General features: G+C 61.5%; 11 protein-coding genes and 2 pseudogenes. 7 read left to right on the top strand and 6 right to left on the bottom strand.

What is annotated here, in order from left to right:
- Positions 1–204: 204 nt before the first annotated feature.
- Both AADA04_RS02910 and AADA04_RS02905 read left to right on the top strand, forming a co-directional pair.
- Positions 205–1644 (top strand): hypothetical protein, encoded by a 1440-nt coding sequence (locus AADA04_RS02910; protein WP_340691733.1) that lies wholly within the window; start codon positions 205–207, stop codon positions 1642–1644.
- A gap of 144 nt (positions 1645–1788) precedes the next feature.
- The gene (locus AADA04_RS02905) at positions 1789–2331 is read left to right on the top strand and encodes a GIY-YIG nuclease family protein (RefSeq protein WP_340691732.1); all 543 of its coding nucleotides are present in this window, start codon (positions 1789–1791) and stop codon (positions 2329–2331) included.
- Between the two features lie 167 nt (positions 2332–2498).
- On the opposite strand, the gene rpoD is transcribed toward AADA04_RS02905, so the two are convergent.
- The 4 genes from rpoD to AADA04_RS02885 form a co-directional block, all read right to left on the bottom strand.
- Positions 2499–4463 carry an RNA polymerase sigma factor RpoD gene (gene rpoD / locus AADA04_RS02900; protein ID WP_340691731.1) on the bottom strand — a complete coding sequence of 655 codons (1965 nt, stop codon included), beginning with the start codon at positions 4461–4463 and terminating at the stop codon, positions 2499–2501.
- Between the two features lie 67 nt (positions 4464–4530).
- Positions 4531–6393, bottom strand: coding sequence for a DNA primase (dnaG, locus tag AADA04_RS02895; RefSeq protein WP_340691730.1), 1863 nt, complete (start codon positions 6391–6393; stop codon positions 4531–4533).
- Positions 6394–6520: 127 nt separating this feature from the next.
- Positions 6521–7282, bottom strand: a complete 762-nt coding sequence (locus AADA04_RS02890) for a PRC-barrel domain-containing protein (RefSeq protein WP_340691729.1) — start codon at positions 7280–7282, stop codon at positions 6521–6523.
- A gap of 144 nt (positions 7283–7426) precedes the next feature.
- Entirely contained in the window at positions 7427–7921 is a 495-nt protein-coding gene (locus tag AADA04_RS02885; RefSeq protein WP_340691728.1) for a GatB/YqeY domain-containing protein, read from the bottom strand.
- 130 nt (positions 7922–8051) lie between these two features.
- On the opposite strand from AADA04_RS02885, the gene carA reads away from it, so the two are divergent.
- On the top strand, positions 8052–9233 hold the full coding sequence (carA, locus tag AADA04_RS02880) for a glutamine-hydrolyzing carbamoyl-phosphate synthase small subunit (protein WP_340691727.1): 1182 nt from the start codon (positions 8052–8054) through the stop codon (positions 9231–9233).
- Positions 9230–9937, top strand: coding sequence for a 2OG-Fe(II) oxygenase (locus AADA04_RS02875; protein ID WP_340691726.1), 708 nt, complete (start codon positions 9230–9232; stop codon positions 9935–9937). Before carA ends, AADA04_RS02875 begins: the two co-directional genes overlap by 4 nt.
- Here the strand turns inward: AADA04_RS02875 and AADA04_RS02870 are convergent.
- Entirely contained in the window at positions 9934–10524 is a 591-nt protein-coding gene (locus AADA04_RS02870; protein WP_340691725.1) for a TetR/AcrR family transcriptional regulator, read from the bottom strand. The two genes, AADA04_RS02875 and AADA04_RS02870, sit on opposite strands and share 4 nt — an antisense overlap.
- Before the next feature lie 237 nt (positions 10525–10761).
- Positions 10762–11667, bottom strand: a complete 906-nt coding sequence (locus tag AADA04_RS02865) for a M48 family metallopeptidase (protein ID WP_340691724.1) — start codon at positions 11665–11667, stop codon at positions 10762–10764.
- Positions 11668–11831: 164 nt separating this feature from the next.
- Here AADA04_RS02865 and AADA04_RS02860 point away from each other — a divergent pair.
- From AADA04_RS02860 to AADA04_RS02850, 3 genes and pseudogenes are all read left to right on the top strand, one after another.
- A pseudogene (locus tag AADA04_RS02860) lies at positions 11832–12566 on the top strand (MBL fold metallo-hydrolase).
- Between the two features lie 103 nt (positions 12567–12669).
- Positions 12670–13008, top strand: coding sequence for a YMGG-like glycine zipper-containing protein (locus AADA04_RS02855; RefSeq protein ID WP_340691723.1), 339 nt, complete (start codon positions 12670–12672; stop codon positions 13006–13008).
- Positions 13009–13163: 155 nt separating this feature from the next.
- A pseudogene (locus AADA04_RS02850) lies at positions 13164–14698 on the top strand (carbamoyl phosphate synthase large subunit); the annotation flags it as partial.

The following is a 14698-nucleotide window of genomic DNA, read 5'->3' as shown; positions in this document are numbered from 1 at the left end:
CGTCGGCAATGGGTTTATTGCATTGCAGCATGCGCCCGGTAAAGCGCAATCTGCAATGGGCCGAACATCGGCGCTGCAGTATTCAATGCAATATTGACGATGAATACACGCGATACACGAATATTCGGAAAATGGCTCGCCTTGACCGTCCAACCCTATTACCGTTCTGTTAACCACGCGACGAACACCAGGGGGACGACGGCGATGAAGTACGGACAGATCAGCATTCTAGCACTCACACTTGCTCTGGCAGGCTGTGCCTCGCAACAGGTTGAACCGGGCGGTTCCGCGCCGCAATCCGAAGTTCCACCACCTCCTCCTCCGCCGCCGCCAATCTATGAAGAGGAAGAAGCCGCAGAATATCCGCCGCCGCCCATGGTCGGTTCGGGCGGGCCCAGCCGCGGATTGCCAGGCGACGACGACGATTTCGATATCAACGATCTGCCACCCACCGCCGCTGGCTCACCATCCCCCACGCCGCGCCGGTCCACCGGACGCGCCGTCAGCAACGCCAAGCCGGCCAAGGACTATCTGCCTTTCATCGATGTGGCGATAGACGAGAACGCCCTTTACTCAGAATACGGATTGATGCTGCAGGACCGCTATACGCGCATCCAGATCGTCACCCTCAAGCCGGACGCCTATGATATTGAAGGCGTTTCCTCCGGCACTCGCAAGGAACCGGTCGACACGCGCAACTATAACAAGGAAAGCCGCAACTGGCTGTCACGCATGATGGGCTCGCGCAATGTCACGCGCACGCTGATCGCCGAGTTCGATGTGACCAAGCCGGACATCAAGGCGACCAAGGCGCTGTTCTCGGCGACCTTCTCCTCCGACAGCAGGGAAGGCGAAGCCTGGACAACCAATGAAAGCATCGCCCTCTATGCAACGCCCTATTTCAAGGTCGGTCCCAACACGACGATCGAAGGCCGGTTCCGCCTTCAGCTCTCGGATGAGCGTCAGGGCAGTGCCGGGGCCAACGTGATGGGCGCGCTGACGACTGCGGCCAACCTTATCGCGCCGACCTCGACATTGGTGACATATTTCAACCAGCCGCTCATGCTTGAAGCATCAAACTTCCTGAACACGTCCTCGACCACGCTGTTCGGTCAGTCGATCACCGAGCAGTCGACCAGCGCCTTCTCGGTCAAGTCGTGGAGCGATACACCGATCCTCGTCGTTTCGGCCGAGCTGCCGGAAGCGAGCAATATCAAGCAGACCAAGGGTAAGGGCGCTATCGGTCAGTGGGCAGTCTATCTCGACCAACCGATTCCCTCGATCTTCACCGCAGCCACGTCAGATTATGACGGCCAGATGCCGGACTATACCGGCATCCCGTCCGGCGACATCCTGGCCTTTGAAGTGGGAGAGGACCTGACCGTCTATGACTATATCTTCTCGCGGCTCGACCTGGCCGACCGGATCGCCAGCCTCAACGACACAGCCGACGCCGACACAGCCCGCCTGATCTGCAGCCGGATCGAACGTGGCATGTCGGAAATCGGGTTCACGAGTTTTGATGCGGCCGCCGCCGTCTGGGCCGCCTCCGCCAGCGACCAGTTCAACTATGCCGCCCAGACTGCCCTGCAACAGGAAGGCATCTGCGAGGGCATGGACCGGTGGCACGCAATGGGCGGCTGAGCGCGCCCGTTGGGCCGGAACTGAATCGCACACGCATAATCGCCCTGACCGTGCACGCGCGAATACTTCGCTTTTTATTTACCACGGCGCTAGACAGAAAGATTAACTAAAAGTAAACGTCGCCATTGGGACGGGGGACGAAACGTGCAGATACAGGATGTTCAGGACGCGCTGTTTGCGCTGCGCACTGGGTGGACCGCACCGCGCCATGCCGCGCGATGCGTCTATGGCGTGTATCTCGCCGCGGGCCATAACCTGCCCGGAATCGCCGTGTCAGACAGCGGACTGCTCTACATCGGCAAGACCGAAACCGGCACCGCGCCGCAAGATCATTTCGACCCACCCGGCAGAGACAGTGGCACCAGCACCGACCGCCGGACCCTCGGCGCCCTGCTCAGGGAAGACCTGGGCCTGACAGCGCAACCTGGATCGTTCGGCATCAACTGCGGGAACGTGTCGAGCTATTGTTTCTCCCTATCAGGCGAGGCGCGCCTGTCTGACTGGATCCGGGCATCGCTGCTCGTGTCGCGCCTCCCGTTCTCCGGCGACGTGGCATCGGCACAATCCCTGCTGGTCCGCCATTTGGAACCACCGCTGAATATCACCAACTGGCAAAATCCACAGCGCGACCACATCATGAACATGCGCCGCATCTGCGCCGAAGAGGCGCTTCTCTGCCTGGACTGACGGGACGCTCCTGTCGCCAAAGGCGGCCAACACAGCCCCATTCCCATGTTCAATTCGGGCGCCACTTGCCACGCAGGAATGCACGGACGCGACAGGCTATTCCCTCGAGAGCGCGCTTGCTTGGCCTGAATCAATAAGGGCGACCCACGGGCCGCCCTTTGAAAGTGTTATGTATCCAAGAAGCTGCGCAGCTTGCGGCTGCGGCTCGGGTGCTTGAGTTTCCTCAGCGCCTTGGCTTCGATCTGGCGAATACGTTCACGCGTCACACTGAACTGCTGGCCGACTTCTTCCAGCGTGTGATCGGTGTTCATGCCGATGCCGAAACGCATGCGCAGCACACGTTCCTCACGCGGCGTGAGCGAGGCGAGCACGCGGGTCGTGGTCTCGCGCAGGTTCGACTGGATCGCGGCGTCGACGGGCAAGAGTGCCATCTTGTCCTCGATGAAGTCGCCGAGATTCGAATCCTCGTCGTCGCCGATCGGTGTTTCGAGACTGATCGGCTCCTTGGCGATTTTCAGCACCTTGCGGATTTTCTCCAGCGGCAGGCCCAGCTTTTCGGCCAGTTCTTCCGGGGTCGGCTCGCGGCCGATTTCGTGCAGCATCTGGCGTTGGGTGCGGATGATCTTGTTGATCGTCTCGATCATGTGCACCGGGATACGGATCGTGCGGGCCTGGTCCGCAATCGACCGTGTGATCGCCTGACGGATCCACCAGGTGGCATAGGTCGAGAACTTGTAGCCTCGACGGTATTCGAATTTGTCGACAGCCTTCATCAGGCCGATATTGCCTTCCTGGATGAGATCCAGGAATTGCAGGCCGCGATTGGTGTATTTCTTGGCAATCGAGATCACGAGGCGGAGGTTGGCTTCGACCATTTCCTTTTTGGCAATGCGCGCTTCGCGCTCACCCTTCTGGACGGTCTGGACCAGCACACGGTAATTATCGATCGGAATGCCGATTTCCTGGGCAATCTCCGAAATCTCGCCGCGCACGCCTTCGATGTCTTCCGTCTTGCCATCGACGAAGCGTTTCCACTTTGCCGACAGGGCCCTGACGCGGTCGCTCCACTCCGGCTCCAGTTCGTGGCCGAAATAGTTCTCGAGGAATTCCTTGCGCGGCACGCCATGGGCATCGGCCATACGCATCAGCTTGCCTTCAAGGCCCATCAGCTTCTTGTTGATCGCGTAAAGCTGCTCAACCAGCGCCTCGATACGGGCATTGTTGATATGGATCGTCTTCAGGCTCTCGACGATATTGTTTGAGAGTTCGTCATATTCGGCCTGTGCCTTGGGCGTCAGGTCCTTGCCTTCGAGACGACGGTGGACGAGCTTGTCCTGAAGCTTGCGGTAGCGTCCGAACCCGTCTGCGATCTCGTCGAGCTTGGCCAGCACGCCGTCACGCAGTTCAGCTTCCATGGCCGACATGGACATCGCCGCAGCATCATCCTCGTCGTCGTCTTCGTCGTCGTTGGTTTCGCCGTCCGCGCCTTCGGCCTTCGCCTTGGCTTCGTCCTCGTCTTCTTCTTCCTTGGGCTTGGGTTCCGGCGGCGGGTTTTCCGCGCCATAGGTGGCCTCAAGGTCGATCAGGTCGCGCAACAGGATGCGCTCGTTTATCAGCTCGTCGCGCCACACCATCATGGCTTCGAATGTCAGCGGGCTTTCGCACAGGCCCCGGATCATCGCATCGCGGCCGGCCTCGATACGCTTGGCAATCGCGATCTCGCCTTCACGCGAGAGCAGTTCCACGGCGCCCATTTCGCGCAAGTACATGCGCACGGGGTCGTCGGTACGGTCAGAGCCGCGTGCATTGCCCTTCTTGGTGACAACTTTCTTGTCTTCGATCTTGGTGAGCGCCTTGCCTTCAGCTTCGGCCTCTTCCTCGCTCTCGACCACCGCGATCCCCATTTCGGAGATCTGGCTCATCACGTCCTCGATCTGGTCAGACGTGATTTCGTCGGCCGGAAGCATGGCGTTGACTTCATCATGCGTGATGAAACCGCGCTTCTGGGCCTTCTTCAGGACTTTTTTGACGTCGGTCGCGTTGAAATCGACAAGGGTGACGTCGCCGTCCTTCTCGTCTTCGCCTTCACCATCGCCTGCGGTGTTCTTTTTCTTCTTGGTGGCTGTTGCCATTCAAATATCTCCCATGGGAATATCCGCCGCTGCCCTGGTGGATTGCCCAAAAAAACTGACCTGCGCCTTAGCTTTCGCCGACTTTTCCTGCTGCCTCGTTCATGCGGGCCCTCAGGGCCCGGCGTTCTGCGACAAGCTGGTGACGCCGGCGCCACGCAGATGGCGACGCCGTTGACTCCCCGCTCGCAGCATCCATGCCAGAGCCGGGTTCCTGCCCGTCGGAACTTCTCACCGCCATGTATTGCTCGAGGGCTATCAGCCATTCCCGTGCCTCGGGCCCATCGGCCGCTATCTGAGGCGTATCAGGATAATCTTTGAGCAATCTGGAAGCGCGCATGTTCCCTGCTTCGAGTAAATGGGCGCTCAGGGCCTTGCGGTCAATAGGTTTCCCTGCGTTCACAAAGTCGAGGATGCAGTCCCGTATCTGGCTGACGTCCGGATCGGGAAAGACCGACACGGCCAGCGTTTCGGCGCCGAAGTCGAGCAGGTACGGGCTGTCGACCGCGCGTACGATCGCGCCAAGTCCGCGCAGCTTGGCTGGCGCGCCACCCTTCAGCGCCGCCTGTCCGGACTCTCCTGACGCGGGATTGTGTCCCGTTCCGGGGCGTTTCTTGCTGTTATTGCTGCGATTTGCCTGGCGCACCTGCCAGAAGTGATCGCGCATGCGCGCCTTGAGATCACGCTCATAGGCTGCACGCACACCGGGGTGCTTCACCTGGGCCGCCGCCGTCGCAAGGCGCGCCTCGAGACCGGCCTGGCGTTCGGGCGTATCGAGCGGTTCGGCGTCTCGTTCGCGGCGCCAGAGCAGCTCTGACAGAGCAAGCCGGTTATCCAGCGCTTCGGCCATCGCGGCGGGTCCGCGCTCGCGAATCAGGTCGTCCGGGTCCATGCCGTCGGGCAGCAGCACGAAATACAGCGACCGACCGGGTTCGACATGCGGCAAGGCCCGGTCGAGCGCCCGGAAGGCGGCGCCCAGGCCGGCCCGGTCGCCGTCAAAGCAGAGCACCGGCTCCGGCCCGGCGCGCCAGAGCAGCGCGATCTGGTCTTCGGTCAGCGCCGTGCCCAGCGGCGCCACGGCATGGCCAAACCCCGCTTCGGTCAGGGCGATGGCATCCATATAGCCTTCGCAAACGATCAGTCCGCCGCCTTCGCCATGCCCCAACGCCTCGCGCGCCGCCTTGTAGCGATACAGCACGCGGGATTTGTGGAAGAGCGGCGTATCGCCGGAATTCAGGTATTTCGGCTTGGCGTCAGGCGTCAGGCCCCGGCCGCCGAAGGCGATGATGCCGCCCCGCGAATCCGGGATCGGGAACATCAGCCGCCCGCGGAAGGCGTCATAGGGTTCACCGCCCTTGTCGCTTTCCTTGGCGAGGCCCGCTTCGAGGATTTCCGCGATCGAGAAGCCTTGGGATTTGAGGTGCTCGGTCGTCTTGCGCCAATCGTCCGGCGCAAAGCCGAGCCGGTGGCGCCGCCAGGCGGCCGGCAACAGGCCGCGCCCTTCAAGATAGATCCGCGCCGCCGCGCCCTCGGAGGCTTGCAGGCAGTCTTCGAAATAGGTCGCCGCCGCCTCGCACGCCGCCTGCAGCCGCTTGCGGTGATCATATTCCTCGACCGCTTCCGGGCTCGCTTTCGGCAGGCTCATGCCTGCTTCCTCGGCCAGTTTCTCGACCGCCTCCATGAAGGAGAGCCGCTCGGTCTCCATCACGAAGCTGATGACGTCGCCGCCCATGCCGGATGAGAAGCATTTGAAGATGCGCTTCTGGTCGTTGACATAGAAGCTGGGTGTCTTCTCGGCGGTGAAAGGCGAGAGACCGACCCATTCCTTGCCCTTCTTGACCAGCTTCACCTTGCGGCCGATCACGTCCGAAGGCCGGATTCGGGCCTTCAGTTCATCGACGAAGCCATCAGGGATGCGGACAGTCTGGGACATTCGGGCGAGTGTAGCGCGTCAGGCCGGATTCGGGAACGCACAGAATACCGGAGGGACACGGGCAAAAGAGTGGCCCCGCCGTCTGGCAGGGCCACGCCTTGAGTGCGGAAGCGACTTAAACGGCGCCTTAGGCGTCGTTCAGGACCGGCGCGGTTTTCAGCTGTTCCGGCGTCATGTTGACCATCACTTCACCATTGCTGTCGCCCTGGACGACCGTGATCGCATCAAAGGCAATCACGAGGCGGTCCGCCGAAGCGACACCGGACATGCCATCGGTCACGACGGCATGCTTCACTGACCCGTCAGAGCTGATGATAAGGTCGGTGATGCGCGTGTAGGTGTCGGTGACGGCGAGTTCGGCATTGGTGCCGATCAGTTCAGACGCCAGGCGGTAATCATCGGCACCGTCCTGCTCGAATTCGGCGACGCCTTCGAGCGATTCATCGACGAGCGCGGCAAAAATGGTCGGCTCACCATCAGCGTCCAGTTTCACTTGTACGGCGCTGAAGGGCAGCGTGCCGAGGTCACCGGCAACACCGAGGATGCCGCCATCACGGAACACGATCTGGCTCGGACTCATGTCCTTGCCGATCAGCACGTCCGCCACTGTGGCGATGGTCTCGCCATTTGCGCCGACGATATTATCGCCGATCAGGTCGGAGGCTTTGAATTCGCCAGCCGCCATGACGTAGGCTGGGCGCGCCATGACCGTTTCAGTCAGGGCCGTATTGTCGACGGTTCCGTCCGCCATCACGCGGTCGGCATCCGCCGATTCAGTATAGGCAGAGCTGTGCGAGTCAGCTGTTTCAACAGGGGTGTCGGCACCGGAGCATGCAGCCAGGGCGGCCATCAGGGCAGCGGCGCTAACGGGGGCAATGAGATATTTCATAGGATGTTCCTTTCCTTGCGAGAACACCCATCAAACGCGAGGGGCGTGCGCAAGGTTCCGGAAAGCACCTGCAATTTTGAGCATGAATAATCGCGCGGCACCTTGCACGCGCAGTATTTTCAAAAGAAGCAACGGGTTGCCGCGTCAGGACCGTGTCAGGGCGTCGCGGACAGCTTTGCCGGCAGTGCCGGATTCGACCATGCCCGGGAATTTGTCCTTGAGCGCCGACATGCAGCGGCCGACATCTTTCAGCTTGGATGCGCCAAGATCCTCGACAATATCCTGCACGGCCGCGTCCAGCTTGGCGCCGCTGAGCGGGACTGGAAGGAATTTCTCGATGACCTCGATTTCCTCGCGTTCGCGGATCGCGTCCTCGATTCGGCCGGCTTCATCGTGTTCGCGCGCCGAGACCTCGCGTTGCGCCACCATGGTTTCGAGCACGGCGCGGACATCGGCGTCCGGACAGCCTTCGCCCACACCCCGGCCGCGTGCGCAGACGTCGCGGTCACGCACGGCACACTCGATCAGGCGCAGCGTGGCAAGTTCCACGTCGCTCGCGCCTTTTTCAGTTTCGGATTTGAGTGCCTGAACGATGCGCGCCTTCAGCGACATCGTCTCACTTGTATCCTCTCGGCCCATGCCGCTATTGCCTTTCACATACCGCGAACGCCAGTTTGCTTGACGATGCGTAGACTCAGCCCCATTAACCGGACGAAACCTCGGTCACTTGGGTTAACGACCGGAAAACGGTCCGGAAGCGAAATGAGATATGACTAAAGACACGAAAATTCAAGCGGGCTCGCCTGCAACGGGAGCAGTCGCCCTTGCGGATGGCACAGTCTTCCTTGGATTCGGCGCAGGCGCTGCAGGCACGAATGTCGGAGAAATCTGCTTCAACACCAGCATCACCGGCTATGAGGAGATTCTGACCGACCCCTCTTATGCGTCACAGATTATCCTTTTTACGTTCCCGCATATCGGCAATGTCGGTGCAAACTTGGACGATCAGGAAGAATCCTCGCCTGCCGCGGCCCACGCGGCGCGGGGTGCGATATTTCGCGAACCCATCACTGCGCCCTCCAGCTGGCGTTCGACCCACCATTTCGATGACTGGCTGAAAGCGCGCGGTATTATTGGCCTGTCTGGCGTCGATACCAGGGCCATGACTCGCCTGATACGCGAACGCGGCATGCAGAAGGCCGCCATCTGCCACCAGCCGGAAGGCGGCATCGACACCGATGCGCTGATCGCGCAGGCGCGTGCATGGAAAGGCCTCGACGATGCCGATCTCGCCGCCGATGTCGACAGCGACGCCAATTATCACAACACCCAGCAGCTCTGGCAGGCGGGCAGCGGCTATGGCGCGCTCCAGGACGCAAAGTTCCACGTCGTCGTCGTCGATTTCGGCGTGAAGAAGAACATCCTGCGCAATCTTGCCAGTGTCGGCGCCCGTACGACGGTTGTGAATGGCGATGCAACGGCCGCACAAATTGCGGCGCTCAAGCCGGACGGCGTGGTCTTCTCGAATGGCCCGGGCGACCCGGCCGCCACGATCCTGCGTTCAGGCGCCATGATCCGCGATGTGATTGCCAGCGGCACGCCAATTCTCGGTATCTGCCTCGGCCACCAGCTGCTCGCCCTCGCCCTCGGTGCAAAGACGATGAAAATGGCGCAGGGCCACCATGGCGCCAACCATCCCGTGAAGGACATCGCGACCGGCAAGGTCGAGATCGTCTCGATGAACCATGGCTTCACCGTTGATCCGGCCACGCTGCCGGCGGGCGTCGAAGAGAGCCATCGCTCGCTGTTCGACGGCACGAATTCCGGCCTCAGCGTCGCAGGCAAGCCGATCATATCGGTCCAGCACCACCCCGAAGCCTCTCCTGGCCCGCAGGACAGTTTCTACCTGTTTGCGCGGTTCGCCGACCTCATGGAGGGTCATCGCGGGTGACGCCTCCGGTACGCACCGGCCTGCCCGGTGCGCCAGACCCCTTCTATACCCCCATCCCTGTTCCCGAGGACAATCGCCTTGGCACCATTGCCGGGGACATCGCGGCACAAGGCTGGAGCTGGCAACCTGGCTTCCTGCCTGACGACCTGACAGCCGCCCTGAGAGCCGAGATTTTCGCCCGCGATGCAGAGCAGGATCTCGCAATGGCAGGGATCGGACGGGAGGATGCTTTCCAGCTTGATCGCTCGGTGCGCCTCACCCGCATTTCCTGGATGGACGGTTCGAGCCCCGCACAGCGGGCGTTCTTCGACTGGGCCGAACCGCTCCGGAAAAGCCTCAACCGCGCCTTGATGATCGGTCTGTTCGACTTCGAGTCCTGCTATGCGGTGTATCCGGAGGGCGGCTTCTATGACCGCCACCTCGACAGTTTCGAGGGCGCCCGTAACCGGGTCTTGTCGCTGGTCGTCTATCTCAATGACGACTGGACGGACGACAAGGGCGGCGCTCTGGTCATCTGGCCGGAACGCGCCAGCGAGACAGATGCGCCATCGGCCCGCCTGTTGCCCCACGGCGCCGGAGTGGCGTTCATGCTGTCAGAAACCGTGCCCCACGCCGTCGAAGTCACACACGCGCGGCGGTATGCGATTGCGGGCTGGTGGCGCGTCAACCAGTCCGGCGACACCCGCGTCGATCCGATCAGCTAGCGCAGGCCACGCAACAATTTCTCGAAAGCATCGAACAGCGTATCCTCTGTGATACCCGGGTCCTTGCGCGTCAGGGCAAAGCCAGCGCCATTCAGGGCATTCAGCAATATGACCGACAGGGGCACCACACCGTCTTCACTGATCAGCCCTTTCCGGGCCAGGTAGCGCACGCCCTGTTCGACATTGTTGCGGCCAAGCCGGTCATCATTTTCCTGCCAGCGCGCAAGGCCCATGACGGCGCGCCCGTCGATCAGGACGATCTGCTGGTAGGCTGGCGTTGCGGCCCATTTGAAATAAGCGCGGGTGCCGGCGAGAAAGGCAGCGTAGGGATCGTCCTTTGATCGCATTGCCGCCGCAGCGGTGCGCGTATCCGCATCCATCTCCAGCTGCAATGATTTCCAGACTTCCAGAAACAAGGCTTCCTTGCTGGCAAAATGATGAAACAGGGCACCTTTCGTGGTGCCAGCTGCTGCGACGATGCTTGCGATGGAGGCGCCGGAATACCCTTCGGTTTCAAACAGCTGTCGCGCCGCATCGAAAATGGCACGACGCGTTTCTTCAGCTTGCTCCGAGGTTCTTTTGGCCATGGCGAATTCTTGTATTGAAGATTTATCATACCAATGGTATGTAAAACTTACAAACGGGTGCGCCTCATCCGTTGAATTTGAATAAAAACAAAGCAGGCTGGGTGGGGACCCGTACAGGCTTGCTGATGGTGGACGAGATGGCCGCCCCGATTCCTTCTTTAGGATGCCGGGCGGCCATTTTCGTTGCGTCCCGGCGGAGTCGCATCAACGCGGCTCAAGACCCTTATCCGGCGACGGCTATTTCAGCGGACCACAACGACTTTCGTATTGCGCAATCGCGTCGGGCATCCATTGCCGGAAATTTTCCACGCGTGTGGACGAGGCCGGGTGGGTCGACATCCATTCTGGCGGGCTCTGGCCCTCGTTCAGCTTGCCCATGCGCTCCCACAATTCGGGCGCCTCGCGCGGGTCGTAACAGGCGCGCACCAGCAGATCGAGACCGATCTTGTCGGCTTCCGTTTCGTGCGCCCGTGAAAAACTCAGCACAGTCCCCTGCGCCGCAACGCCGAACGCCTGCATGATCGCACGCTGCTGGCTGACATCCATGTCGCCGAGGCCCACACCGACAGCCATCTGGCCCATCTGCATGACTTTCTGCTGGCTCATCCGTTCGGCGCCATGATGGGCCAGCGCATGGCCGATCTCGTGGCCCATCACGACGGCCAGCTTGTCGGGATCGCTGACATCGTCGAGCGTCACCTGCCCGTCGCCATTGCCCGTTATATCGAGAATGCCGGTATAGACCGCCACATAACCGCCCGGCAGGCAAAACGCATTCGGCGTCGCGGAATCCACCACATAATAGGTCCAGTCGAACTGCTCGGCGACCGGTGTGAAAGCATAGCCCTGCGCCTCAAGCTCGGCTTCCAGCTCGATCGCAGCGGCCTGCAGCCGCTTGCCGATCGTCCGCACGTCTTCCGTCAACTCCAGTTCGGCGCCCTGGCACCCGCCTTCAGACGCACACAACACCTGGTGGCCCTGTTCCTGCTCCTGGTTGAGGATCTGGACATAGGATTGCTGTCCGAGCTTGACCTCGTCCTGCAGCGACATCGTGTTCAGCTGCTTGCGGCCGGAGAATGGCACTTCGGTCTGGTTCATCTGCCAATAGATGAACAGGCCGACCAGGCCGATAATGATGATCATGAACCGGCCGCCCAGCAGTCCGCCGCCTCGCCGTCTTTGTGGCATACGCATGGTGTGGGCCTCTCCGGAAAACATCGTTGCGGCGAGTATTAACCGAGCCTTCCCCGACGCGAAAGCGCCTGAGGTGCTTCACGAACAGTTCCTCCGTCGCTATCTCTAGGAACATGACCGAACAAACAAGCAAGCCAAAGCTGGAAATCCGGATCATTCCGGTGACTCCCCTGCAACAGAACACGTCCATGATCTGGTCGACCGAGACCATGGAAGGCGTGTTCATCGATCCGGGTGGAGAAGTCGACCGGCTGATGGACGCGGCCAAACAGTTCGGCGTCAAGATTGTCGCCGTCTGGCTGACCCATGGCCACCTCGACCATGCCGGCGCTGCGACCGCCGTGTCCGAGCGCACCGGTTGCCCGATCATCGGGCCGCACGAGGAGGATCAGTGGCTGCTCGACGAGTAGGAAGCCCAGGGTGCCAAATACGGCATTACCGACGGCCGGAATGTGAAGCCCGACCGCTACCTGCACGATGGCGACGAACTGGAACTGGCCGGCCTGAAATTCGGCGTTGCCCACTGCCCCGGCCACACACCCGGTCATGTCGTGATCTACAACAAGGAAGGCGCCCTCGCCTTTGTCGGCGATGTCCTGTTCCAGGGTTCGATAGGCCGCACGGACTTTCCACGTGGCAACCACCAGCAGCTGATCGACTCGATCACGGAAAAGCTCTGGCCTCTCGGCAACGAGATGCGGTTCGTGCCGGGTCACGGCCCGATCTCGACCTTTGGCCATGAACGCCAGTCCAACCCTTTCGTCGGCGACGCTGTTACCGGCTACCAGGGCGCGGCCCAGGAAGGCCCTGACGCGATCAGCCAGAAACTGGCCAAGCGCTGGACCTGACGGCGCGTAGAAGCCGGCTTTCCTCACAGCCTTGTCATGCACCTGCCGGAACCGCTCCGGTAGCGGGGAGTTTGCAACCCGTGATCAAGACAAGGAGCACACAATGAAAACCTCTATGAAGCTCTTCGCCGCCGGCGCCAGCGCACTCGTCCTGGCCGCCTGCACCTCCAGCGGCGTCACGGAACGTAACGCCGCCTATGGCGCTGCGGCAGGCGCAGTCGCCGGCGCGGTTATCGGCAACAATGTCGGCGACGGCGATGCCGGTCGCGGCGCTGCTATCGGCGCAGTGCTGGGCGGTTCTGCCGGCGCAGCCAAAGGCTGTACCGAAGCCGAAGACTGCGACATGCCCGGCGTCAAGGACCAGGAAGACGAGCGCGACGCTGATGGCGACGGCTATGCCAACGCCTATGACCGCTACCCTTACGACTCGCGTCGCTGGTAGACCCTCGCCTCCGGGCAGGCAGTCATCCTCCTCTTGAAGCCCCGTATCCTTTCACGGATGCGGGGCTTTTCGCATGTCATAGGCCTGATTATCCTTGCTTATGCCTGCGACTCCCAGCTATCAGGCACCCGTTTGACCGGGAGCAGGAAACGACCATGCCGAAGCGCACCGACATATCTTCGATCCTGGTAATTGGTGCCGGCCCGATCATCATCGGACAGGCCTGCGAATTCGACTATTCCGGCGTCCAGGCGGTCAAGGCGCTGAAGGCCGAAGGCTACCGCGTCATCCTCGTCAATTCGAACCCCGCCACGATCATGACCGACCCTGACCTGGCCGACGCGACCTATATCGAGCCGATCACGCCCGAAATCGTCGAGAAGATCATCGAAGTCGAGAAGCCGGACGCCCTGCTTCCCACAATGGGCGGCCAGACCGCGCTCAACTGCGCCCTCGACCTGCATTATGCCGGCGTCCTCGAAAAACACGGCGTCGAACTGATCGGTGCCAAGGCCGAAGCCATCGAGATGGCCGAAGATCGCAAGCTGTTCCGCGAAGCCATGGACCGGATCGGCCTCGAAAACCCCCGCGCCGCGATCATCGCCTCGCCGGAAATCCGCGGCGAGAACGGCAAGATCAAGGGGTATGACCGCCTCACCGGCCTCAAGGCCGCGATGGACGCGCTGGAAACCGTCGGCCTGCCCGCCATCATCCGCCCCGCCTACACGCTTGGCGGCACCGGCGGTGGCATTGCCTACAATGTCGAGGAATACGAGATGGAAGTCGTCCGCGACACGGCGGACAATTGCATCATCATCTGCTCGATCGAGAATATCGACCCGATGGGCGTGCATACCGGCGACTCGATCACCGTCGCTCCGGCCCTGACGCTGACCGACAAGGAATACCAGGTCATGCGCAACGCCTCGATTGCGGTGCTGCGCGAGATCGGTGTCGAAACCGGCGGCTCGAACGTGCAGTTCGCCGTGAACCCGAAAGACGGCCGTTTGATCGTCATCGAGATGAACCCGCGCGTGTCGCGCTCCTCGGCACTGGCCTCCAAGGCAACCGGCTTCCCGATCGCCAAGATCGCCGCCAAGCTCGCCGTCGGCTACACGCTCGACGAACTCGACAATGACATTACCGGCGTCACGCCCGCTTCGTTCGAACCCACAATTGATTACGTCGTCACCAAGATCCCGCGCTTCGCCTTCGAGAAGTACAAGGGCGCCGATCCCGTGCTCACCACGGCGATGAAATCCGTCGGCGAAGCCATGGCCATCGGCCGGAGCTTTCAGGAAAGCCTCCAGAAAGCGCTCTGCTCGCTCGAGACAGGCCTTTGCGGCCTTGATGACCTGCCCTTTGAAACCGACGCCGCGCTGCGTCAGGCCCTTGCCCTGCCGACCCCAGACCGCCTGCGCGTTGTCGCCCAGGCTTTCCGGACAGGCATGAGTGTCGCGGAAGTGCATGGCGTGACCTCCATCGACCCATGGTTCCTCCAGCAGATCAAGGAGATCACCGAGGTTGAGGCCAAGGTCCGCGCCGAAGGTCTGCCCGACGATGCCAATTCTCTCATCGAGCTCAAGTCCATGGGCTTCTCCGACAAGCGCCTCGGCCAGCTGGTCGACAAGACTGAAGCGTGGATACGCGGCTATCGCCACACGCTGAACGTGCGCCCCGTCTACAAGCG

This window comes from Hyphomonas sp. (assembly GCF_037969335.1).
Taxonomy (GTDB): domain Bacteria; phylum Pseudomonadota; class Alphaproteobacteria; order Caulobacterales; family Hyphomonadaceae; genus Hyphomonas.
This window is presented reverse-complemented; position numbering and strand designations above follow the sequence as displayed.

Bases quoted from the DNA above. Each gene is read 5' to 3' on its own strand.
- AADA04_RS02890 (WP_340691729.1), bottom strand. From the start codon at position 7,282: ATGAAATATCTCATTGCCCCCGTTAGCGCCGCTGCCCTGATGGCCGCC.
- carA (WP_340691727.1), top strand. From the start codon at position 8,052: ATGACTAAAGACACGAAAATTCAAGCGGGCTCGCCTGCAACGGGAGCA.
- dnaG (WP_340691730.1), bottom strand. From the start codon at position 6,393: ATGTCCCAGACTGTCCGCATCCCTGATGGCTTCGTCGATGAACTGAAG.
- AADA04_RS02865 (WP_340691724.1), bottom strand. From the start codon at position 11,667: ATGATCATCATTATCGGCCTGGTCGGCCTGTTCATCTATTGGCAGATG.
- AADA04_RS02870 (WP_340691725.1), bottom strand. From the start codon at position 10,524: ATGGCCAAAAGAACCTCGGAGCAAGCTGAAGAAACGCGTCGTGCCATT.
- AADA04_RS02885 (WP_340691728.1), bottom strand. From the start codon at position 7,921: ATGGGCCGAGAGGATACAAGTGAGACGATGTCGCTGAAGGCGCGCATC.
- rpoD (WP_340691731.1), bottom strand. From the start codon at position 4,463: ATGGCAACAGCCACCAAGAAGAAAAAGAACACCGCAGGCGATGGTGAA.
- AADA04_RS02910 (WP_340691733.1), top strand. From the start codon at position 205: ATGAAGTACGGACAGATCAGCATTCTAGCACTCACACTTGCTCTGGCA.
- AADA04_RS02855 (WP_340691723.1), top strand. From the start codon at position 12,670: ATGAAAACCTCTATGAAGCTCTTCGCCGCCGGCGCCAGCGCACTCGTC.